At 60.8% G+C, this 19,356-nt stretch carries 16 protein-coding genes; 5 read left to right on the top strand and 11 right to left on the bottom strand.

Going from position 1 to position 19,356, the window contains the following annotated elements; genetic code table 11:
• Positions 1 to 64 precede the first annotated feature (64 nt).
• Complete coding sequence (locus tag H9646_RS14050) at positions 65 to 418, bottom strand: hypothetical protein (RefSeq protein ID WP_191723987.1); 354 nt, start codon at positions 416 to 418, stop codon at positions 65 to 67.
• Positions 419 to 658: 240 nt separating this feature from the next.
• Here H9646_RS14050 and H9646_RS14045 point away from each other — a divergent pair, with 240 nt between their 5' ends.
• The gene (locus H9646_RS14045) at positions 659 to 1,831 is read left to right on the top strand and encodes a metallophosphoesterase (protein ID WP_191723986.1); all 1,173 of its coding nucleotides are present in this window, start codon (positions 659 to 661) and stop codon (positions 1,829 to 1,831) included.
• A gap of 74 nt (positions 1,832 to 1,905) precedes the next feature.
• Here the strand turns inward: H9646_RS14045 and H9646_RS14040 are convergent, their stop codons facing one another.
• From H9646_RS14040 to H9646_RS14015, 6 genes are all read right to left on the bottom strand, one after another.
• Complete coding sequence (locus H9646_RS14040) at positions 1,906 to 4,119, bottom strand: FUSC family protein (protein WP_191723985.1); 2,214 nt, start codon at positions 4,117 to 4,119, stop codon at positions 1,906 to 1,908.
• Positions 4,116 to 4,646, bottom strand: coding sequence for a MarR family winged helix-turn-helix transcriptional regulator (locus tag H9646_RS14035; protein WP_191723984.1), 531 nt, complete (start codon positions 4,644 to 4,646; stop codon positions 4,116 to 4,118). The genes H9646_RS14040 and H9646_RS14035 overlap by 4 nt, the downstream gene beginning before the upstream one ends.
• Before the next feature lie 164 nt (positions 4,647 to 4,810).
• The gene (locus H9646_RS14030; protein WP_191724072.1) at positions 4,811 to 5,929 is read right to left on the bottom strand and encodes an ABC transporter permease; all 1,119 of its coding nucleotides are present in this window, start codon (positions 5,927 to 5,929) and stop codon (positions 4,811 to 4,813) included.
• Between the two features lie 29 nt (positions 5,930 to 5,958).
• Positions 5,959 to 7,134: an ABC transporter permease gene (locus tag H9646_RS14025; protein ID WP_191723983.1), complete on the bottom strand. Its 1,176-nt coding sequence runs from the start codon at positions 7,132 to 7,134 to the stop codon at positions 5,959 to 5,961.
• Entirely contained in the window at positions 7,134 to 8,144 is a 1,011-nt protein-coding gene (locus tag H9646_RS14020) for an HlyD family secretion protein (RefSeq protein ID WP_191723982.1), read from the bottom strand. Before H9646_RS14020 ends, H9646_RS14025 begins: the two co-directional genes overlap by 1 nt.
• 2 nt (positions 8,145 to 8,146) lie before the next feature.
• Positions 8,147 to 9,586 carry a TolC family protein gene (locus H9646_RS14015; RefSeq protein WP_191723981.1) on the bottom strand — a complete coding sequence of 480 codons (1,440 nt, stop codon included), beginning with the start codon at positions 9,584 to 9,586 and terminating at the stop codon, positions 8,147 to 8,149.
• 341 nt (positions 9,587 to 9,927) lie between these two features.
• Here H9646_RS14015 and H9646_RS14010 point away from each other — a divergent pair, with 341 nt between their 5' ends.
• Positions 9,928 to 10,869, top strand: a complete 942-nt coding sequence (locus H9646_RS14010) for an alpha/beta fold hydrolase (RefSeq protein ID WP_191723980.1) — start codon at positions 9,928 to 9,930, stop codon at positions 10,867 to 10,869.
• Here H9646_RS14010 and H9646_RS14005 read toward each other — a convergent pair.
• The 4 genes from H9646_RS14005 to H9646_RS13990 form a co-directional block, all read right to left on the bottom strand.
• Positions 10,866 to 12,446 (bottom strand): PhnE/PtxC family ABC transporter permease, encoded by a 1,581-nt coding sequence (locus H9646_RS14005; RefSeq protein ID WP_191723979.1) that lies wholly within the window; start codon positions 12,444 to 12,446, stop codon positions 10,866 to 10,868. The two genes, H9646_RS14010 and H9646_RS14005, sit on opposite strands and share 4 nt — an antisense overlap.
• Complete coding sequence (locus tag H9646_RS14000; RefSeq protein ID WP_191723978.1) at positions 12,446 to 13,264, bottom strand: phosphonate ABC transporter ATP-binding protein; 819 nt, start codon at positions 13,262 to 13,264, stop codon at positions 12,446 to 12,448. The genes H9646_RS14005 and H9646_RS14000 overlap by 1 nt, the downstream gene beginning before the upstream one ends.
• A 154-nt stretch (positions 13,265 to 13,418) precedes the next feature.
• Positions 13,419 to 14,300, bottom strand: coding sequence for a putative selenate ABC transporter substrate-binding protein (locus tag H9646_RS13995; RefSeq protein WP_191723977.1), 882 nt, complete (start codon positions 14,298 to 14,300; stop codon positions 13,419 to 13,421).
• Between the two features lie 153 nt (positions 14,301 to 14,453).
• On the bottom strand, positions 14,454 to 14,684 hold the full coding sequence (locus tag H9646_RS13990) for a hypothetical protein (protein ID WP_191723976.1): 231 nt from the start codon (positions 14,682 to 14,684) through the stop codon (positions 14,454 to 14,456).
• 136 nt (positions 14,685 to 14,820) lie between these two features.
• Between H9646_RS13990 and H9646_RS18585 the strand changes: the two genes are divergently transcribed.
• The 3 genes from H9646_RS18585 (at position 14,821) to H9646_RS13980 (ending at position 19,259) form a co-directional block, all read left to right on the top strand.
• Positions 14,821 to 14,946, top strand: coding sequence for a hypothetical protein (locus H9646_RS18585; RefSeq protein ID WP_263598955.1), 126 nt, complete (start codon positions 14,821 to 14,823; stop codon positions 14,944 to 14,946).
• Between the two features lie 215 nt (positions 14,947 to 15,161).
• On the top strand, positions 15,162 to 16,508 hold the full coding sequence (argA, locus tag H9646_RS13985; protein ID WP_191723975.1) for an amino-acid N-acetyltransferase: 1,347 nt from the start codon (positions 15,162 to 15,164) through the stop codon (positions 16,506 to 16,508).
• Between the two features lie 369 nt (positions 16,509 to 16,877).
• Positions 16,878 to 19,259: an adenosylcobalamin-dependent ribonucleoside-diphosphate reductase gene (locus tag H9646_RS13980; protein WP_191723974.1), complete on the top strand. Its 2,382-nt coding sequence runs from the start codon at positions 16,878 to 16,880 to the stop codon at positions 19,257 to 19,259.
• The last annotated feature ends 97 nt before the right edge of the window (positions 19,260 to 19,356 follow it).

Raw genomic sequence — 19,356 nt, 5'->3', positions numbered from 1 at the left:
GGTTTAGGCATAAAAAAATCCCCATGGCCACCACCATGGGGATTTTTCCAAGCGGCTGTAGCGGCTACTTTTTCGTGTCTACATAGCCGGCACCCACACCGAAATTCATACCCTGCTGTGCAAACGAGTAGCCCACATCAGCCCCCACATACACATTGTTCTTACCCAGATAAGCCACCCCCACATTGGGACGGAAGCTGCGATCGGCAAAGGAATAGTCCACCCCCAGCGAGGCTGCGGCCTTGTCTTGCCTGTCGGTAGAGAACACCTTCACCCCCAGCGCGGGGCCGGCAATGGGCTTGGGCCCACCAAATGTCCAGGTCAAGCCTGCGCCCACGCCTGTACCAGCCAGGGCCGATGTAGACAATGTGGCTGCAGCCAAGGCACTGCACGCGATAGCGATGATTTTTGCTGTCATCCAAACCTCCAGATTTCTCAAAACAAATCCGCACCCACCCGCTTGGACAGGTACAAGGTGTACTTTCTCGCGCTCAAGGCTCAAGCCTTGTCAGACAAGCCCTTGCTCGCATTTCCTTACATGGGGTAAGCCCAGGTGCACAGAACGTACACATCGCATTGCTATGCTTGCGCGCACCCTGCTTTTGGCAACTTCTTGGCACCGCGTCATCGCGCTTTACTGGTTTCTTGCACTGTTTTTATGGTTTCTTTGCTTGCGCTGCTCGCGCCCATCCTGTCGCTCTGGCTCTGGTATCCCCTGTTCAAAAAACATCGCCGCGCTTTCGTGTGGTGCGTGGCCATCACCACGCTGCTGGGCATTGCACCGGCGCTGCTGATTGTGGCCATGCGCCATGAATTCATGAACTTTGCCCTGGTCTCGCACCTGCAGGTCATCAGTGGCGGCCTGTTTGCTGCCATTGGCATGGGTGTGGTGCTGGCCATCGTGCGAGATGTGCTGTGGCTGGTGCTGCGTGCCACCGCAGGTCCAACCCGCGCAGCGCACATCCTGCGCCCACGCTGGACGGTGCTGGGCATGGCTTTGGCAGTGGGCTTGAATGCCTATGGCCTGACCCAGGGCGTCAAGCTGCCGCAAGTCAATGAGCATGAAGTGACCCTGCCGCGCCTGCCTGCCCAGCTCGATGGCCTGCGCATTGCCGTGCTGGCAGACATTCATGCCACGCCGGTGAACAACGCCGCCTACGTGCAAGCGCTGGTGGAACGCACCAACGCAGCACGCCCCGACATGGTGGTGCTGCCCGGCGATCTGATTGATGGTGATGCGCCCACGCAAGCTGGCAACATTGCCCCCCTGGCAGGCCTGCATGCACCTTTTGGCGTGTGGTCAGCGCCCGGCAACCATGAGTACTACAGCGGCTACGACGCGTGGGCCAGGGTGTTCAACCGCCTGAACCTGAACTATCTGGCCAACGAAGCACGGGTGCTGGATGTGCGCGGACAAAAGCTGGCGATCTCTGGCGTGGGTGACCCCGCGTATGGCCGCCTGTCTGAGCAAAACAGCGACCCCAACACCCCCGAGGGGGTGCCACCCGATGTACAAACCGTGGCACAGCAAGCCCGGGCAGGTGGTGCGCAAGTGCACATTTTGCTGGGCCATCAACCCAAGATGGCACGCAGCTATGCGCCCCACGGCATTGATCTGCAAATTGCCGGTCACACCCATGGCGGTCATATCAAGGGCATGGACCGCTGGATTGTGGCCCCGGCCAACGATGGTTTTGTCAGTGGCCTGTACGACGTAGGCCCCATGCGCCTGTTTGTCAGCAATGGCGCGGGGTTGTGGCCCGGCTTTGCCGTGCGTCTGGGTGTGCCCTCTTCCATCGATATTCTGGTGCTGCGCAGCGCCACAAAATAAGCCCACTGCGCTGCTGCAGCCGTCAACGTCAACCTAAGCGGCGCCAAGCCTGAACCACTGTGGTTCAGGCTTTTTTATGCCTGCGATTCGTGCAAGGCATGGCGCACCGCATCCAGCGCAGGAATGTCACGCTGCGCCAGGCACTGCGCTTGCTCAGCCAGTGCGGCAGGCAGGCAGCTTTGCTGCGCCAGTGCCTGCCAGGCAGCACGTGCGTTGCGGCTGGCGCTGGCCGATGGTGCCCCCGCACCCCACTGAACCAGACGGCGCAGCGCCACAACGGCCAGCCGCTCGGTGCGGCGCAATGCGGGGGTGACCAGGATGGTCTCGCGCCGCCACTGCTGCAGCTGCAGCAGCGTGGCAGGCATGGCGCGCAGCGACAAAGCCATGCGTGGCAGCACAGCGCGCTCGGGCCACTGCGTTTTGTCTGCCCAGCGCACCAGGCGCAGCAAACGATGGTGCAGCTGCACCTGCCAGCGGTTGCTGGGGTGCGCCGGCCGCACCTGCCACTGCACAGGCCTGCCGTCCTGCAGCAGACGGCGTGCCAAATCTGGCACCTCCTGCACCATCATGCGCGCAAGGGTTTGCAGGCGACGCTGGTCATTGGTGGGATACACCCAGCGGTACACCACCCACGCCAGCGCCGGGCCAGACACCACCACCAGCGCCATGCTCAGGTGCTGCCCGAAGCTGCCCGCTGCCGGAAAGACGGGGGCCAGCAAAATGAACATGGCCATGTTGGTGTCCATTGCACCAGCGGCCGTGCGCTTGTGGGCAAACACCAGCCCGCCCATCAGCGCAAAGGGCAGCAGCATCGCCACCATCTGCCAGCTCGACTGTGCCAGCGGCCACACCCAGCTTTGACACAGCAAGGCCAGCCCTGCACCAATCAGCTGCCCGCGCAGCACAAAGGCCATGGTGTGGCTGGGGCTCTCAAACGCAGAAAACACCAGCAGCATGACGGACAGACCCAGCATGCCGAAAGCGACCAGCCCGGAGCCCGTCCACGCCCACACCATGCCAAACACCAGCAAAGTACCGCCAGCGCGCAGGGCCGCTTGGCGTGCACCCACCCAGTCACGGTGCAGGGCCAGGGGGCTGTCATGGCGGCCATTGCAGCCTTTGCGGCCTTTGCCCCGCTGACCGCTGTGTCCACTGCGTGCAGGCAGGTTCAGGTCCAGCGCCTCAGCCCGCAGGCCACGGCGTATGGCTTGCAGCAGCAAGTACAGGGCATGCAAACCGGGCAGTGCCTGCTGGCCACCGCCTTGCAAGCTTGCAATCGACGCTTCACAGGCACGGATGGCCTGGTGCAAAGCGTGGTTCAGCCCTTGAGGGCTGGCAGCCTGGGCATGGGGTGCTGCGTGCATGGCCTGTGCCAGCTGGTCCACCGCATCGCACAAGGCCAGCCTCTGCGCCTGAATCTGAGCCGGTGCCAGCGCACCGCTACCCGCAGCAAGAATTGCGCTGGATGCAGATGCCTGCGCGCCTGCGCCCGCACCCGTATTGCCCTGTGCCTGCCCCAGCTGGTACACCAGCTCCATGGCGTAGTGCTGCTGCCAGTGCATGGCCCTGGAGGTATTGCGTGCCGTGCGTGAGCCTTCAGGGTACAGCTCCAGCAACTCTTCAACTTGCGCCAGACGGCTCAGCAGATGGCCTTGGTCCAGCGCCTGGCCTGCAGACGGCTGGCGCAATTGGGCGGCGGCGGCTTGCAGCACTTGAGCCAGCGCGCTGCGGCTTTGCGCAATCAGCACCGCAGCTTTGCGCCGTGGCGCAAAACACCACGAAATACACAGCGCAGCAGCCACCCCGGTGATCACCGTCAGCATGCGGTCCCACGCCAAGGGCCACACGCTGTCTGCCGGGCCATGGTGCAGCAGCACCACCATGGCCGCCGAATAGCCCGCCAGCATGCAGCCATAGACCAGATAGCCGCGTTGCAAGTTGCCCAGAAAAGCACACGCCGCCACCCACAGTGCCAGGCCGAATGCGAGTACCCACAGCGAATCTTGCGCCAGCAGCACCAGGGCCACGGCATACACCACACCGACCACCGAGCCGCCAAAGCGGTACAGGCCGCGAGAGAGCAAATGCTCGCGCATGGGCTGGCTGGCGGCCCAGGCCGACATGGCAGCCCAGTGCGGGTGCTCCAGCCCCATGGCGTGGGCCAGCGCTAAAGCGGCAAACGCGGCCAGCGCTGTACGCAGCGCAAAGGCCAGCACCGGCACATGAAAGCCCAGCGCTGCAGCGGCGCGCTGCCACCGTGGCCGGGGTTGAGCATCAGCAGCGTTCATTGCGCGGCCTTGTCCTGTGCCTGAATGGCAATCAGGCGGGTGTGCAATTGCTGCAGGCCGTGGCGCAGCGCTGCAGTGGTGGTGCTGTCCATGCCTTGCAGCAACTGGCCCTCCACCTGGTGCAGTTTGGCGCGCACATCGGCCACCACATGCTGGCCTTGCGCGGTCAGGCACAGCGATTTGCTACGGCGGTCGTGGGCATCGCTGTGGCGCACAAGCAAACCCCGCGACTCCAGCAAATCCACCACACGCACCAGGCTAGAGCTGTCCAGCCCCACACGCTGCGCAAGCTGCTTGAGCGTCAAGGGCGTACCCGCTGCCGCGTGCAGGTGAAACAGCGGCACCCAGGTGGCATCGGTCAACCCCAGCTCTGCCAGACGCACCTCCAGCACCTGACGCCAGGTGCGGCTGACGTTCATCAGCAAGTGACCAAACAAGGGGGCTTGAGGTACTGCAATGGGGTCAAAAAAAGGCTGTGCATCGCCCGCTACTTGGGCAGGAGAGGTGCTCAATTGAGAATTTGTCATTTATTTTGCAAACCAAATAGTTGGTATTGCAAATTATTTTAGACACAACGCAAAATTGCAGATTCCATCAGGGAGATATCAATATCAGTAGCTATCAGCGCTTACACTGCAACACTTTCAAATTGTTTTCATATTGAAACTATTGCTACATAAGCGCTGACAGCTCACTTTTCAGAAAGCTTGTGGCGGCTACCTATCCACAGCATGGCGGCCCAGCTGCTCAGTGCCATCAGCGCCAGCCACAGCATGGGCTGGGCTGCAGCCGCCAGCGGTGCCCCCATCTGGTTGAGCCGCAGTGATGCCTGAATGCCCGCCGTGCTGGGCGACAGCCAGCGCAGCCACTGCAAGGCGTCAGGCAAAGCCTCCACAGGCCAGGTAAAGCCCCCCATGAATGCCAGCGGAATGGACGTAAACAGCACCACCTGCAACGCACGCTCGCGGTTGGCCAGCCACCAGCCGAGCAAACTGGCGCAACCCGCTACCGCCGGTACAAAGCAGGCCAGCAGCAGCAAAGCGCCCCATGGGTTGCCGCCGTGCGGGTAGTCTTGCCAGATAAAAATCCAGCCAAAGTAAAACAGCCCAGCCAGCCAGCCCGGCACACACAGCGCCAGCAGCCGGGCCAGCCATTGCCTGACGCTGGCATGGGCCACGCCCTGCTCACGCCATGTGCCCACCAGCAAAGCGCCCCCCATCAGCAAGGTTTGCTGCAAGATCAAAATGGCTACGGCAGCCACCACAAAGCTGCCATAGCCTTCTGTGGGGTTGAACAGCGCCACGTTGTGCACATTGACGGGCGAGCGGCTGGCAGCCGATTGCAGCGCGCTTTGCCCGCTGGCTTGCAGGCGCTTCATCTCAACGCCCGCAGACACCGTGCCCACGGCCTCGGCAAATCCGTATTGCACCTGCTTGCTCACCAGCGGGTAGGCACCATTGGCGTACACGGGCACCACCACTTTGTCGCTGCGCAGTACATCGCGTTTGAAATCATGGCCAATCAAGGCGTAGCCCATGACCGTGCCGCGCAGCACGGCATCGCGCGCCTGTGCTTCATCGCCCGTGACCAGTTGCGGATCTATGCGCGGGCTGGCCTGTGCAAAGCGCAGCACCTGCCGCGCCAGCCCAGAGTTGTCTTGCACCACCACCGCAACGGGCACACGCTGCACCACCTGCTGCTGGTAGAACCACGGATAAAAAAACCCGTACAGCATGGGCGCACCAAACAGCAGCAGCACGGCCCCCTTGTCGCGCAGCAGCGTCAGCAGGCTGGCCCACCACAAGCGCATGAAACTGACCGCTGTCTGGCTGTCCATACTCAGCGCCCTCCCCAGCGTTCAGGCAGCGTACGTGCACGCTGCAAACCCCAGGTGGCCAGCGCCAGCAGCACCAGCGTTGCCAGCAGCAAGCCGCCCACCACCGGCACGGTCTGCGCCACGGGTGCACCCATTTGCCACTGCTCCATCTGCAAACGGGCGTAGTGCGTGTACGGCATTGCCAGCGCCCAGCCACGGGCAGAGGCACTCATGGACAGCAGCGGAAAACCTACGCCACTGAACGCAAAGGCGGGCGCTGACAACAGCCCCGCGCCAGACAGCGCCGTGCGCAAAGACAGTGTGACTGCCGCCAGTACCGCACCTGCGGCCAGACTCACGCCCACCAAAGCAGCCAAGCCCACGGCAATCCAGCCCATGCTGCCCGCCACATGCCAGCCACGCAGCTGTGCCAGATACAGCAGGCACAGCATGCCGCTGCCCCACAGCAATGCCGCAGGAATTGCCAGCTTGCCCAGCAGGGCTGCCAGCGTATCGAGCCCGCTGCTTGATGCCTGCAGCCATGCACCCAAAGAGCGGTCACGCAGCTCACGCCCCACGCACCACACTCCGGCTGTCATGGCCAGGATATGCACCAGGGCTGGCACCAGTGTGGCCGCCAGAAACTGCTCGTAATTGGTAGAGACGTTAAACAGTGCCACCAGCTTGGTGGTGATGGGCTCCATGCGCACCTGCAGCGCCTGGTGCGGGTCTCCGCGCTTGGCGCGTGCCTGCATCTCTGCCCCGGCAGACAAGGTGCCCACCACCTGCTGCAAATCGCGCTGCAGCAGGCTCGATGCCGTGGCCAGCTGGGCGTTGTGCATCAAGGTCACTGTGGCTGCGCCACCGCGCTTGACGTCGCGCTCCATGCCGGGGGGGATGTGCACCACGCCATACACCTGCATGCGCTGCAGGGCGTCGGCCGCTTCAGCGGGGTTCAATACGCTGTGCACCACCTCTAAACCGGGCGTGGCCTGAAGCATGCGCACCAGCTGACGTGACATGCTGGAGTGGTCTTCATTCCACACCGCAATCGGCAATTTATACGGCTGGCCTGCAGAGAAAATCCAGCACATCAAAGCCATGGACAGCAAAGGCACCCAGCTGACCATGGCCCAATCCCAGCGGCAAGCGCGCAAGCGCTGCCACTCACGCTGCAAGCTGGCAATGAACGGTGGCACTATGCGCCTTCCACCAGCACACTCATGCCGGGGCGCGCACCCACAATGGGCTGCGCAGGCCGTGCACGCACTTCGAAAGTGCGTGCATCAAAGCCCTGGCTGCCCCGGGTGGTGCGCCAGGTGGCGAAATCCGGGAGCACACCCAGGTAATACACCTCAAACTCTGCGCTCTGGTTATTCAACGCAGGCAGCTTGCCGGTAAAGCGGCTGCCAACGGCAAAGCGCTGCAAGAAGTCTTCACGCACATTGATGATCACCCACTGGTCAGTCAGGTCCACCACGGTCACGACCGAGACGCCCTGCGGTGACAGCTCACCCACCCTGGCCAGCACATTGGCCACCTCGCCCCCCACAGGGCTGCGCAGCTGCGTTTCAGCCTCTGCGGCCTTGACTTCGGCAATCACGCCATCAACCTGACGGGCCTGCGCAGCAGCGGCGCTTTTGTCTTCGGCACGCGCGCCCTTGGCCGCCATTTCGTACTGCGCTCTGGCCGCTTGGGCCTGCGCAGCAGAAGCGCGCCAGTTGGTCTGTGCCTCATCACGCTTTTGCGCAGACACCAGCCCCTGGTCGTACAGGCTTTGGACACGGTCGTAAGAGGTCTTGGCCAGATTGGCAGCCGCTTGTGCACGCTCCCAGCCCAGCCTGGCCATTTGCACTTCTTCGGGCCGTGCACCGTTGCTGGCTTTGTCAGCCACGGCCTGTGCCGCATCCTTGGCAGCCTCGGCCTGCGCCAGTTTGGCCTGCACCTCCGGGCTGTCCATCTCCACCAGCAAATCACCGGCCTGTATCTGCTGGCCTTCGGTCACCAGCACCTGGCGGATGCGCGCCGTCACCTTGGGGGCGATATCAGTCTCGCGCGCTTCCATCTGCCCTTGAAAATACGGTGCAGGAGGCTGGGCGGCTTTCCAGAACCCCCAGACAATCAACAGCAGCACCACCACACCAAGCACCACCAGCAGCCGGGACTGGCCTTGGGGCTTGCGCGAAGAAGAGGAAGAAGTCGTATTCATGCTTAGGGTGCGTCGGGGGTGATGACAATGTCTGCTCGGGCCATGTACTGCTCAAACGCAGCGGTTTGCCCCGAACTCTCCAGCAAAGCCGCAAGGGCTTGCACATAGTTGTTCGCAGCCGATGCGCGCTCGGTTTGCACCTTCGCCAGATTCAGCTGCGCATCAATCAAATCCAGGGATGTGCTGGTGCCTTCCTTCAAGCCGGCCACACGCAGGCGCAGCAAGGCATGCGCCAGGTCTTCCTGCGCCTGGCCCGACTGGTAGCTGGTGCGCGCTTGCTCCACCGCCAGCCAGTTCTTTTCCACCAGCAAGGCAATATCACTGCGCACCTGCGCGTCGGTCAGCTCAGCCTGCTCTACCGCACGCTGCCCAGCAGCGGCCAGCTTGTCGCGGTCCACGCTGTCCCACAGCGTCCAGCGTACGGCCATGCCAGCCACCCAGTTGGGCTTGCCCTGGGTGTTGACCTCGCGCATGCCAAACGCCAGCACCTGGGGCTTGCGCAATGCCTCGCTGGCGTCATGCAAGGCCTGCGCCTGCGTGTGCTTGGCCGCCACTTTGGTTAAACCGGGGTGGTTTTGCAGCGCCGCATCCTGAAACTCTTGCAGCGCGGGAAAAGCCTGCAGGTTGACAAACAGCGGTGTGCTGGGCTGCACCCCTGCGGCGCTGTGCACGGTACGCGCCAGGGCGCTGCGTGCCAGCCGGGCGTCGCTGTCCGCTTTCTCCGATTGCTGCTGGGCATCGGCCAAAGCCACACTGGCCTGCAAACGCTCCACCTGTGTAATCACCCCCGCCTGCAGCATGCGCTGTGCAGCATCATCGTGTGAGCGCACACCCGCCAGTGCCCGGCGACGCAGCGTGGCTGCGCGCTCGGCCAGTTGTGCGGTGAAGTAGCGCTGCACCAGCAAACTGTGCAACTGGTCTTGCGTGGTGGCTGCATCGGCCTGCGCTTCCTGGGCCTTGCCATCCAGCCCTTCACGCACGGCATCCGACAACCCCCCCACGTACACCGGCCACAGGGCAGACAGGCTGGCCGATGCATTGTTGTCTTTGCGCTGCAGGTTGTAGTTGCTGGGCAACTGCGGCATCTGGGCGATGCCCCCAACCACGCCGGGTGGCAGTTGTCCCAGGGCATTGCCCAGCGCATTGCGGGCGGGGTCCAGATCGACATCGACGCTTGCAGAATAACGGTAGGCCATTGCGGTAGCGGCCACAGAAGGGCCGCCCAGACCTTGCATGCCCTCACGGCGCAACTGTGCGCTCTCCACCGCTTTGCGGCTGGCTGCCAGTTGGGCCGACTGCGCATGCAAGGCGGAACGCGCCTGCGAAAAGCTCATGGTCTGCTGCGACACCTGGGCAAGCCCGCCCAGGCTCAGACTGCTGACGGCCAAGGCCAATGCCACGCGAGAGCCGTTCCATACAGTGCGAGAAAATTGAAAATGCATGTGGTTTTAACAGCTATGAATGCTTATCTATATTGCGCAAAATTCAATCGACACACCATTGCAAAGAGCCGCCACAAGCAGTCCCAAAGGGTACGGCAGCACAACGCAGCGGTGCATCAAGCTTAACGGCAGCAACCTGGGCGACCTTAGCACCTGCAGCGCCCTTACAGCGTCAGTCAGAAACGCAACTGCACTGCCCCGGCAGCATGGCCGCATGCCAGCACAGCGCTGCAGCCAGGCACTCGAGGCAGTGTGAGCGGGTATTGCGTCCATCAGGTTTTATCCCTTGAAGGCTTCCAAGCTTCGCGCCACACTGCACCATTGCCTTCAAGCTGCTTGACATGAACCACGACCTCCCCCTGGCTGACCCTGCTTTAGACCTGTTTGCAGATCTGCCTCATGGCATACGCATGTGCTATCGCACGTTTGGCCATCCGGGCCAGCCAATCATTGTGCTGATTGCTGGCCTGGGGCTGCAGCTGGTGTCCTGGCCCATGGCGTTCATTGAAGGGCTGGTGGCTGAAGGCATGCACGTCATCGTGATGGACAACCGGGACATGGGGCGCTCTACCCACATGTCCATGCAACCGCCTGCACGCTGGCGGTTATTGCTGGGCCGTCCCCCTGCGGGTCACTATCAGATCAAGGACATGGCTGATGATGTCGCAGCGCTGCTGGAGCAGCTGGGCGTTGCCCAGGCCCATGTGCTGGGCATGTCGATGGGGGGAATGATTGGGCAGAATTTAGCGGCGCAGTTCCCGCACAAAGTGCTCTCACTGATATCTATCTTTTCCACCACCGGCAACAAGCAGGTGGGGCAGCCTGCGGGCTCCACCCTGTGGCGCATGCTGCTCAGCAAGCCTGCATGGACCCTGCCTGAAGCACAGGACCGGTTCGTTGCCATGATGCGCCACATCGGCAATCCCGATGTACCGGACATTGAAGCCGTCTGGCGCAACTACATTGAACAAGCCTGGCAGCGCGACACACCTGTACAAGGCCTGCTTGGCTATGAGCGGCAAGTAACTGCCGTTGTTGCCTCAGGCGATCGAACCAACTTGCTGCACAGCATTCAGGCACCCACTCTGGTCATCCACGGCGATCACGATCGCATGGTGCACCCCAGCGGGGGTGAAGCCACCGCCCGGGCCATTCATGGGGCACTGCTGCACACTGTCTGCGGCATGCGCCACCAGATTGATGCCGCCATCACCCCGCAGCTGCTGCAGCTCATCGTTCCTCATGTCAGAGATGCAGAGCGCCAAACCCCGGTCAACGCCTAGCGCATCGCCCGTCGCAGCCATGCACTGGCCTGGTCCACTGCTATCGACAGCAGCAGCATGGCCATGATGACCGTACTGGCCTGCGCATAGTGAAACAGCGACAGCTTGACATACAGCAACTGCCCCAGACCGCCCGCCCCCACAAAGCCCAGAATGGCCGCCATGCGGATGTTCATCTCCCAGCGGTACAGGGTGTAGGCCAGCAATTGCGGCGCAGCGCCCGGCAAGGTGCCGTACAAAAAGGCCATGGCACGGTTGCTGCCAGCCCTGCGCAGCGCCTGGGCTGGCGCTTTGGGCGCGTTCTCCAGTGCCTCTGCATACAGGCGGCCCAGCACCCCGGTGGTGTGCAGCGCCAGCGCCAGCGCACCGGCAAACGGCCCCAGCCCCACGGCCAGCGCAGTGATGGTGGCCCACACCAGCTCCGGCACCGATCGCAGCACGTTCAGCACCACATTCCACGGGGCACGAAATCTGGGCAGAGCCAGCACCATGCCTGCTCCCGCAGCCAGCAAGGTGCCTACCACCGAGATGGCCAGCGTCTCCCAGACCCCCACCAGCACGGCCCACAGCCATGCGCTGCTGGTATCAGGCGGAAAGAACCCGGTGACAAAGTCACCCATGGCCGATGCGGCGCTGCCCGTAAACAAGGCCAGCAAATCCATGTCCAGCAGCTGCCAGCTGGCCACAAGGCCCGCGGCCAAAGCCAGGCACACCAGCACACTACGCCAGCCCCATGCACTGGGCTGCGGGGCAGGCTGCGCCTCCAGCGCACGGCGCAGTCCGTTAGACAGTGCATCGGCCAGCAGTACCAAAGCCATGAACACCAGCAAGATGGAGCATGCCTCGCCGCCATTGAGCATCTTCATGGCCTGGTCCATGAGCTGGCCCAGGCCACCCGCTCCCACAAAGCCCATCACCACCGAAGCACGAATGGCACATTCCCACCGGTACACGGTGTAAGAGACCAGTTCTTTGGAGGCCAGTGGCAGCAGGCCATACAGCAAGGCCACGGCCCGGGGGCTGCCCGTGCGCAGCAAAGCGCGCGCGGGGGCTGCGTCTTCGCTCTCTAAAATTTCTGCGTAAACCTTGCCCAGCATGGCCCCATACGTCAGCCCCAGCGCCAGCACACCGGCAGCCGGACCCAGGCCAAACACGCGCACAAATACCAGCGCCCACACCAGCTCTGGAATGCCGCGCAAGATGGTGAGTACCAGGCGTGCCACAGGGTTTTGCGTGGCTTTTTCACGCACCGCGCTGGTTGCCCAGTACGACAGCGGCACGGCCAAAATAAACGCCAGCAACATGCCGACGGTGGCAATAGCCAAAGTCTCCAGCGTGGCTTGCCACAGGTAGCCAGCAAAGTCGGCGCTGGTCTCTGGTGGCAAAAATCCCAGCAAGAAGCCACCAATGACCTGCACGTTTTGTGCATCAAACAAAGCGCCGGGCTGCACGCCTGCGCCTTGCAGCAGGGGCCACAGCACGATCGCAGCAATGACTACACCCCATAGGCGGCGCGGTGCAGCGGGGTCACGCTGTGCGTCGTGTGCGGCCAGCGCCAAAGGTCTGCGCTCAGACATCAGCGGCACCCATGGGCTGGCATGACCTGCCCATCCACGAGGAAACTGGGCTGGGGGCGCACGGTTTCAGCGGGCGCGGTCTCTGCCGCGTACAAGGATTGCAGCTGGGCGTCGGTGACTGCGTGTGCGGGCAGGTCAAACGCAATACGGCCATCACGGATTCCGACCAAACGGTCAAAGCAGCTGCGTGCCAAATCCACGGCGTGCAAGCTGGCAACCAAGGTGGCGTTGCGGGATTTGGCTTCCTTGACCAGCAGCTGCACGGTGTCCAGCGCCAACGTGGGGTCCAGCGCCGAGACGGGCTCGTCAGCCAAAATCAGTTGCGCTTCCTGATAGAGCACACGGGCAATACCAATGCGCTGCAGTTGCCCGCCGGACAACTGATCGCACCGCACAAACAGTTTCTCGCCCAAATGCACACGCTCCAGCACCTGGCGTGCACCTGCCATATCCTGGGGATAGATCAGACAAGCCAGCGACTTCCACACCGGCCACTGGCCCAGCTTGCCTGCCAAGATGGCCGTGACCACGCGCTGGCGCGCAGGAATGGGCGCAGCCTGATGCACCGTGCCTATGCGTGCACGCAGCTGGCGCAGCGCCCGTGCAGAAGATGCCTTGGGCTGCTGCCCCAGCACCGTCATGACGCCTTGCGTGGGCAGCAGCGCCGTGCCGATGGTGTTGAGCAGCGTGGTTTTGCCTGCGCCTGACGGGCCAATCAAAGCAATGTTTTCACCCTGCTGGGCGCGCAGCGTAATGGCGGCCAGCGCCATGTGTCCATTGCTGTGGGTCAGCCCCACTTCCTGCAGTAAAAAACTCATAGAACACTCCGCCGACCATAGCTGTCAGCGCTGAAGCCATCAGCCCTCAAGGGCCATGCGGCTTGCAAATTGGAAACACCACCACACCAATACAGCAAGCCAGCACGAGGGCTGGCTTGTGGGTGGCGACCGCACGGCAGGCGGTGCCGGATGATTACTTCAGCAGGCCAGCAGTCTTGGCGGCTTCTTCGATGCCCACGTAGTTTTTAGGCTCGGTGGCTACGAACTTGGAGGCGCGTTGCAAGTCCATGATGGCCTTGTCTTCAGGCTTGGAGGCATCCAGCTTCAAAAAGGCTTCGGTGAGCTTTTTGGTAATGGCGGGGTCCAGGTCACCACGCACGGTCCAGTTGTAGTCAAAGTACTCGGGCGTGGTGGCAAACACGCGCACCTTGGCGGGATCCACCTTCTTGGTTTCAACCAGCTTGTCCCACACCGAAGTGTTGAGCACGCCTGCATCGGCCTTGCCAGCGGCTACAAAGGCCACGGTGGCATCGTGCGCGCCCGAGTAGGCCACGTTCTTGAAGTCTTTTTCAGGGTTGATGCCAGCTTTCTGAATGAAGTAGCGAGGCATCAATGAACCAGAAGTGGAAGAAGGCGCGCCAAAGGCAAAGGTCTTGCCCTTCAAGTCTTCCAGTGTCTTGATATCAGGGTTGGCAGTAATGAAGCGCGAGGTGAACACGGCATCTTCTGCACGCTGCACGATGGGATTGGCTGTGCCTTTGGTGCGAATTTTGGCTTGCACATAGGTAAAGCCGCCCAGCCAGGCCATATCCAGCTTGCCCGTGGCCAGCGACTCCACCACAGCGGCGTAGTCGCTCACGGGGGTGAAGACCACATTCATGCCCGTCTCTTTGGACAGGTACTCGCCCAAGGGCTTGAATTTACGCTGCAGCTCTGTCGGGGCTTCGTCAGGAATGGCCGAAACGCGCAGTACCTGCTCAGCAGCGGAAGCCGAGAAAGCGGTCATTGCCGAGGTCGCGGCAACAGCCAGTAGCGCCTGCTTGATGACCAAGCGGCGGGCAAAAGATGTAGTCATGAATGTTCCGTTTTAAAAGCCACCACCGGACGGAAAAGCACGGCGGTTTAATCAGCGCCACAGCAAGCTGAGCGCCATCGGTAAAGGGCGGTACGACAGACCGCTGCGGACAATTCTCGCACTGCGCGCCAAAAATTGAGTGCCGTCAAGACATTAACCATGCCATTGAACACAGCCACCAGCTGCAGAAAACTTATCTAGAGCGCTATTTTTTTCAAAGCACCCGACGTAGCAATCACAATAAAATTCAGCAAGAGTCACCCGCAATCTCAATTCAATAAAGCGCAAAACGCTCTCTTTTAAATCCATCTGGCACCACCTGCCCGCCATGGCGTGATGCCATGCATACCGCGCCTTGTGCACAGCAACGTCTGTGCGTTGCATGCGCTGACATTCGCCAATGGCTGCAGACTGGGGTAGACCCTAGTGCAAACATAGCGATATGCCTACGCACAGCAGCGAGCTGTTTGTGTGACTCTTTGTACATGGGCTTTGCCCATGCGCCAGAAAGGAGGTTGCGATGTTCGACAACACCACACTCCATGAGATCCTCAGCGCGGTGCTGTATTACGGCAGTCCTTTGCTGATGCTGGCCGGCATTGCCGGCTTCGCCACCAGCATGACTTTGTGGGTCATCCGCAAATAAAGAAACGCGCAGAGGCTGCCCGCACACAGCTGGGCCCTGCTGGTCTGTACGGCCTGGGAGCTAGCCGGCAAGCTCCCGCCAGCCTCGCATTTCACGAGCTGGCGCTTGTGAAAAAAGCACCCCAGCGACCACTGGCAGCCGCTACACTTGACAACGGCTTGCATTCCACTGCGAATGGCAAGCCTTTTTTTCCTTTGCAGCCTGCACCTTTGTCCATGTCCTCTGTTTTCAATTTCACCTTTGTTCCCTGGTTTCGGTCTGTGGCCCCTTACATCCACAAATTTCGACACCAGACCTTTGTGGTTGGCATCACGGGCGAGGCCATTGAAGCGGGCAAGCTGCAAGGCATCGTGCAAGATTTGGCGCTGATTCAGGCCATGGGCGTTCAGATCGTTCTGGTGCATGGCTTTCGCCCTCAGGTCAACGAGCAATTGCGCGTCAAAGGCCAGGAGCCGCAGTACTACAACGGCGTTCGCATCACTGACAGCGTGGCACTGGACTGCGCCCAGGAGGCAGCGGGCCAGCTGCGATACGAAATTGAGGCCGCCTTCAGTCAAGGCCTGCCCAACACCCCCATGGCAGGTGCGCGCGTGCGGGTCATGTCTGGCAATTTTTTGACAGCGCGCCCTGTCGGCATTGTCAATGGCGTGGATTTCATGCACTCAGGCCTGGTGCGCAAGGTTGACGTGGAAGGCATTCGCCGCGCCCTCAATTCAGAGGCCATGGTGCTGCTGTCCCCCTTTGGTTTCTCGCCAACAGGCGAGGCTTTCAACCTGAGCATGGAAGAAGTGGCCACGCGCGTAGCCAGCGAACTGAAGGCCGACAAGCTGCTGTTCCTGACCGAAGTGCACGGCGTGCGCACACAGCCACTGGAGCCGGAAGGCGAAGACAACCCCATCGATACCGAGCTGCCACTGGCCCAAGCACGCAAATTACTGGCCCAGTTGCCACCTCCTCAGGTTCCAACCGACACGGGCTTTTATCTGCAGCACTGTGTACGCGCTTGCGAACACGGCGTTGAACGCAGCCACATTCTGCCGTTTGCAGTCGATGGTTCGCTGCTGCTGGAAATTTACGTACACGATGGCATTGGCACCATGGTGATTGACGAAAAACTCGAAGAGTTGCGCGAGGCCACGATTGATGACGTGGGCGGCATCATTCAGCTGATTGAGCCTTTTGAAAACGATGGCACGCTGGTCAAACGCGACCGCACAGAAATCGAGCGGGACATCTCCAGCTACACCGTCATCGAACACGATGGCGTGATCTTTGGCTGCGCCGCTTTGCACCTGTATCCTGAGGCCAATACCGGAGAGATGGCTGCCGTCACAGTCTCTCCCAAAGCCCAAGGCACAGGCGATGGTGAAAAACTGCTCAAACGCATCGAACAGCGTGCCCGCAACCAAGGTCTGGACTCGTTGTTTGTACTGACAACCCGCACCATGCACTGGTTTATCAAGCGGGGTTTTCAACCCGTAAGCCCTGAATGGCTGCCCGAGGCCCGCAAAGCCAAATACAACTGGGATCGCAAGAGCCAAGTACTGGTCAAGCAGCTGTAACACTCCCTTACCAGTTCGCCCCCAAATATATTTAGACAGAAGTTAGCAACAAATAGCGGAATCTTCATACTCACAGATGAAATACCGCTATGAATTTCATAATCCGAAGCCGACTAAGATACGTCCTTGGCTGAAAGCCAGCATCTGCACAAGTAACAGGCAGCACCACACACTGTGGCGCAAGTGCACCGAAGTCAGGGATGCCGTTTGGGGACCCATGAGAGTGCACAGAACGTATCGAGCCAAAGCATCACAGCCCTGCGATTGCTTGTTCACCGATGTCCGCAAACAGCCTCGCTTCTTTTCGCACCTTGTGCATGACTTTTGCTTGCACCAGGACTGTCCTCACACTTTTCCCATAAAGACGTAATGACTTCTTTGAACACTCAAGCCATCAGCCAAGACGTATTGGCCGAAAAATACTTGGCCGCAGGCGAGCAAACCGCAGAAGATCTCTTCCGACGCGTCTCCCAAGCTCTGGCAGACCAGGAAAAGCCTGAGCTGCGTCGCGAGTGGGCAGAAAAATTTTTCAAGAACATGCAGGCAGGCGCTATCGGCGCCGGCCGCATCATGGCGGCAGCGGGTCTGGACACCAAGGCCACGCTGATCAACTGCTTCGTGCAGCCTGTGGCCGATGCCACCAACGGGTTTGACGAAAACGGCAATCCCGGCATCTACACGGCACTGTCTCAAGCGGCTGAAACGATGCGCCGAGGCGGCGGTGTGGGCTATGACTTCTCCAACCTGCGCCCCAAAGGTGCACGTGTGAAGGGCACCAATTCGTACGCCTCAGGACCATGCTCTTTTATCGACGTATTTGATGCATCGTGCACCACGGTGGAGTCGGCCGGCGCCCGTCGCGGCGCCCAGATGGGCGTCATGCGCATCGATCACCCTGATGTGCTGGACTTCATCACGGCCAAACGCCAAAAGGGCCGCTGGAACAACTTCAATGTGTCGGTGGGCGTGACCAGCGACTTCATGCAGGCCGTAGAAAACGATGGCCCATGGGAGCTGGTGCACGTTGCAACGCCTTCTGATATTCAGATCGAAGGCGGTGCATACCAGCGCGACAATGGCCAGTGGGTCTACCGCACAACTACCGCTCGTGAGCTGTGGAATGCCATCATGAAGTCAGCGTATGACTTCGCAGAACCCGGCATTTTGTTTATCGACAACATCAACGACGATAACAACCTGTATTACGCAGAAACCATTGCAGCCACCAATCCTTGCGGCGAGCAGCCACTGCCTCCCTACGGTTGCTGCGATCTGGGTCCCATCATTCTGACGAAGTTCGTGCGCGATGCCTTCACCGCCAACGCACGCTTTGATGTCGAGGCCTTCCGTGCGGCTGTCACTATTCAGGTGCGCATGCTGGACAACGTGCTGGATGCCACCGTCTGGCCCTTGCCAGAGCAGCACAAAGAATCGCAACAAAAGCGCCGTATTGGCGTGGGCTTCACAGGCCTGGGCGATGCACTGATCATGCTCGGCCTGAAATACAGTGGTGCTGAAGGCGTGGCCCAGGGCGAAGCCATTGCACGAGAAATGCGTGACGCGGCGTACCTGGCTTCAGTCGAGCTGGCCAAGGAAAAAGGCGCGTTCCCACTGTTTGACGCAGACAAATACCTGCAAAGCGGATTTACCAAACGCCTGCCTGAAAGCATTCGCGCCGAGATCAAAAAGCATGGCATTCGCAACAGCCACCTGCTGTCGATTGCCCCCACAGGTACGGTGTCGCTGGCTTTTGCCGACAACGCGTCCAATGGCATCGAGCCGCCTTTCTCCTGGACCTACAACCGAAAAAAGCGCACTGCAGATGGCGGCAACGCCTACTACACGGTAGAAGACCACGCCTACCGCCTGTTCAAAGCCATGTTCGGCGAAGACGCTGCGCTGCCTGATTACTTTGTAAGTGCGCTGGAGATGAGCGCTGCTGAGCACGTCGCCATGATGCAGACTGTGCAGCCGTATATCGACACGGCCATCTCCAAGACAGTGAATATTCCAGCGGATTACCCGTTTGAAGATTTCAAGAACCTGTACATGGAAAGCTGGAAGGCGGGCCTCAAAGGCTGCGCCACCTACCGCCCCAATGACACGCTGGGTGCAGTGCTTTCAGTCGATGCACCCAAAGCGGCAGAGGCCGCCAAACCAGCAGCCGCTAACAGCAGCAACATCGCAGCCGTAGTGGAGCGTCGCCCCGAAGGTCCGCTCAATGCGGTGGTCGACAAAATCGAGTACTTCACACATGACGGTGCACGCCGCCTGTACCTGGTTGTGAGCTTCATGAACATCGACGGCGTCGAGCGCCCTATCGAGTTCTTTATGCCAGTGGGCCAAACAGGCGAAAGCCAGCAATGGATCACCGCCACCATGCGCAGCCTGTCTCTGGCAGCTCGCGGAGGCTTTTTGGACAAGGCTCTGGATGATCTGCGCAAGGTCGCCTGGGACCGCGGCCCCATCCGCTATGGCTGGATGGAAAAGGACGATGGCAGCCGCATGCCTTTGTGGCATGACAGCGAAGTGGCCCTGCTGGCTTACGCTATCCAAGCCATCATTGCCAACCGTGGTGAAGCACTGCCCACTCCCAGCACGGCAGCGGCCCCGGCTGCCGCACCTGCCCCTGCGGAAGGCAATCAGACCATCAGCGGCAAAAAATGCCCTGACTGTGGTGCCCATGCGGTGATCAAGAAAGACGGTTGCTCGTTTTGTACCGCCTGCGGCTACATTGGCGCTTGCGGCTAATGTCTGCTGCGTAAGCAGCTATAAAAACTGATGTTCTTATCGATGCCAGCTAGTGCTCAACTAGCTGGCATTTTTTTGTTTGAAGTACGTTGCTTGC

It is taken from the genome of Comamonas avium, assembly GCF_014836675.1.
In the GTDB taxonomy this organism is placed as follows: domain Bacteria; phylum Pseudomonadota; class Gammaproteobacteria; order Burkholderiales; family Burkholderiaceae_C; genus Comamonas; species Comamonas avium.
Note: the sequence above shows the minus strand (reverse complement) of the source record. Positions and strands in the feature narration are given on the sequence as shown.

Excerpts from the sequence above, each read along its gene's own strand:
- H9646_RS14050 (WP_191723987.1), bottom strand. The coding sequence starts at position 418 with ATGACAGCAAAAATCATCGCTATCGCGTGCAGTGCCTTGGCTGCAGCC.
- H9646_RS14045 (WP_191723986.1), top strand. The coding sequence starts at position 659 with ATGGTTTCTTTGCTTGCGCTGCTCGCGCCCATCCTGTCGCTCTGGCTC.
- H9646_RS14040 (WP_191723985.1), bottom strand. The coding sequence starts at position 4,119 with ATGAACGCTGCTGATGCTCAACCCCGGCCACGGTGGCAGCGCGCCGCT.
- H9646_RS14035 (WP_191723984.1), bottom strand. The coding sequence starts at position 4,646 with ATGACAAATTCTCAATTGAGCACCTCTCCTGCCCAAGTAGCGGGCGAT.
- H9646_RS14030 (WP_191724072.1), bottom strand. The coding sequence starts at position 5,929 with ATGCGCTTGTGGTGGGCCAGCCTGCTGACGCTGCTGCGCGACAAGGGG.
- H9646_RS14020 (WP_191723982.1), bottom strand. The coding sequence starts at position 8,144 with ATGAATACGACTTCTTCCTCTTCTTCGCGCAAGCCCCAAGGCCAGTCC.
- H9646_RS14015 (WP_191723981.1), bottom strand. The coding sequence starts at position 9,586 with ATGCATTTTCAATTTTCTCGCACTGTATGGAACGGCTCTCGCGTGGCA.
- H9646_RS14010 (WP_191723980.1), top strand. The coding sequence starts at position 9,928 with ATGAACCACGACCTCCCCCTGGCTGACCCTGCTTTAGACCTGTTTGCA.
- H9646_RS14005 (WP_191723979.1), bottom strand. The coding sequence starts at position 12,446 with ATGTCTGAGCGCAGACCTTTGGCGCTGGCCGCACACGACGCACAGCGT.
- H9646_RS14000 (WP_191723978.1), bottom strand. The coding sequence starts at position 13,264 with ATGAGTTTTTTACTGCAGGAAGTGGGGCTGACCCACAGCAATGGACAC.
- H9646_RS13995 (WP_191723977.1), bottom strand. The coding sequence starts at position 14,300 with ATGACTACATCTTTTGCCCGCCGCTTGGTCATCAAGCAGGCGCTACTG.
- H9646_RS13990 (WP_191723976.1), bottom strand. The coding sequence starts at position 14,684 with ATGCAACGCACAGACGTTGCTGTGCACAAGGCGCGGTATGCATGGCAT.
- H9646_RS18585 (WP_263598955.1), top strand. The coding sequence starts at position 14,821 with ATGTTCGACAACACCACACTCCATGAGATCCTCAGCGCGGTGCTGTAT.
- argA (WP_191723975.1), top strand. The coding sequence starts at position 15,162 with ATGTCCTCTGTTTTCAATTTCACCTTTGTTCCCTGGTTTCGGTCTGTG.
- H9646_RS13980 (WP_191723974.1), top strand. The coding sequence starts at position 16,878 with ATGACTTCTTTGAACACTCAAGCCATCAGCCAAGACGTATTGGCCGAA.